This is a genomic window from Hydrogenivirga sp., assembly GCF_056450045.1.
Window position 1 is genome coordinate 1 of record NZ_JBWONM010000177.1, and the last position, 2080, is coordinate 2080.

The 2080-nt window shown below is 50.2% G+C and carries 3 protein-coding genes; 1 reads left to right on the forward strand and 2 read right to left on the reverse strand.

Features of this window, described 5'->3' with window-relative positions:
* Nucleotides 1–451, forward strand: a 451-nt coding sequence (locus tag AC1HCM_RS07350) for a hypothetical protein (protein ID WP_479461119.1), incomplete at its 5' end; no start/stop codon positions are given.
* 68 nt (nucleotides 452–519) lie between these two features.
* Here the strand turns inward: AC1HCM_RS07350 and AC1HCM_RS07355 are convergent.
* Nucleotides 520–1458 carry a complex I NDUFA9 subunit family protein gene (locus AC1HCM_RS07355; protein WP_479461120.1) on the reverse strand — a complete coding sequence of 313 codons (939 nt, stop codon included), beginning with the start codon at nucleotides 1456–1458 and terminating at the stop codon, nucleotides 520–522.
* Nucleotides 1455–2080, reverse strand: a 626-nt coding sequence (locus AC1HCM_RS07360; RefSeq protein ID WP_479461121.1) for a Dph6-related ATP pyrophosphatase, incomplete at its 5' end; no start/stop codon positions are given. The genes AC1HCM_RS07360 and AC1HCM_RS07355, both read right to left, overlap by 4 nt.

Genomic DNA, 2080 nt, shown 5'->3' on the forward strand with positions numbered 1-2080 from the left:
TGCTTTAGATTACATTGGAAACAATAAGATCTCTATAATTATGCTTGGGTTTGATGATGATTTGAAATTCGGATCAACGAAAGAATATTACTCAAAATTTGAAAATTACAAATTAGACCTTCCAAAGTCAAGTATAGATCTTATTAACCTTCTTAGAAAATCAAGGCGATCAATGAAGGCTCAAATAGTAGAAAACTATCTACGGATGATGAAATTGTGTTTTAGGGAATGTTATAGGGTTTTAAAACCCGGAAGGTACTACGCTATGGTGGTGAGTAAATATCACAGCTGGATTATAAATGGAGAAGAACAAAGAATAGAAACTTCAAAAGTGTTGGCGGATATCGGAATATCAGAAGGTTTTAAACTATCGGGAATAATCCAACACGGGTTATCGAAAGCAGATAAGGGGAAGATAAATGTGGAAGATATACTGGTGTTCCAAAAATGAACTACCGTGTATGCGGCTGCACCTAAATCTGCCTACTGCAAACCCTACATATATATTGGACGTTATCCTCAAGAGGTGAGCTCAGCGTAGCCCTTCAGTGCCCAGCTCAGGGACTCCCTGTAGGGTATGGGTTCCCTTCCGAGGAGCTTCCTCACTCCATCGGGCTCAGCCCCGCCTACGAGCCCGCATACGTTGTCCTTCCACATCATCAGCATCTGGTCTGATGAGAAGGGAGGCGGCTGGAGTATGGTCTCCGCAACCCTGCCCATGTAGTACATGAGCCACTTGGGAACGGGAAGCATCAGAACCTTTCTTCCCCAGAAGGTGAATATGTCCTTCAGGAGCTCCCTGAAAGCAACCACATCGCTCCCGCAGAGCTCATAGGTCATGCCTTCGGCATCCTTCCTCTCCAGAGCCTCAACGAAGCACTGAGCTACATCCCTGACATCAACAGGCTGGAAGCGATACCTGCCTCCGTCGGGCAGGAGAACCACGGGAAGAATTCTCGTTATCCTGTCCATGTCAAAGAAAAGCCTCTGCTCCGGACCGAGTATGAGGCTCGGCCTGAGTATGGTAAAGCTCAAACCGCTCTCCCGGAGGACCTCCTCTGCGAGCCACTTGGTCCTGTGATAGCGGGAAGGTGCCTCCTCGTGAGTTCCGAGGGCGCTCATGTGAACCGCCCTCTTGATGCCAAGCTCCTTCGCGACCTCGTAGAGATTGGCGGAGTACAGGTAGTGAACGTTCTCAAAGGTAAGCCCCTTCCTCCTGTTCTCAAGGAGGATACCTATCAGGTGGATTACAGCCTCCGCCCTTGAGTTCTTGAGAGCCTCCCTTATGGAGTTTTTGTTTGAGAAGTTCACCTCATAGACCTCAACCCCGCTCCCGAATAAGGACAGAGCCTTCCTCAGGTCCCTGACCCCGAGAGAGACCCTGTGCTTTCTCCCGAGGAGCTCCCTAACAACGTACCTGCCGACAAAGCCCGTCCCTCCGGTTACAAAGACCTTCATCCCACCACCTCCAGGTCAACGCACTCGTAGAGGGAACGCCTTATGGTCCTTTCAAAGGCAACGTCCATATCAAACTCCTCTCCTCTTATCACAAAGCTCTGGTACTCACCCCCTTCTCCGCTCAGAGACATCCCCTTCTCGGACAGATAGTTTATAAGCTCGTGGTTCAGTTCCCTTCCGAGGAACCTCCTTGGCACCTTTCGGATGCGTCTGCAGATCACTATCGGCTTTGAAATCCTGAGGACCTCATCAAGCACTTCCCTCTCATCCCTACCCCAGAGGGGAAAGAGAGCCTCTATTCTGAGCTCATAGCATACCCCTTCAAGGAAGGACCTGTGCTCCCTCTGTTGAAGGTCTCCGAATACGCCAACCTCCAAGCCCAGAGCCTTCAGCCTTTCTACAAGCCTCTCCCTGAAGTTCCCCTTTCTCTTGCTTCCGTAAACCGGAACGAACTCAAGCCCAAGAAGCTCAGCCTGTATCCTCACAACCTCCTCCCGCAGGTAACAGCCTATCAGCCTCCCGCTTCTCTCTTCAACGTAGGATAGAGCGTAGCTAGGGTGAATACCCCTTTCCCGAGCCTTCCTGAGGGAGAGGTAGCTGTCCTTTCCTCCGCTCCAAAGGA

What these genes read in the sequence shown, in the direction of transcription:
- AC1HCM_RS07355 (WP_479461120.1), bottom strand. Translation starts at nt 1,458, where the DNA reads ATGAAGGTCTTTGTAACCGGAGGGACGGGCTTTGTCGGCAGGTACGTT.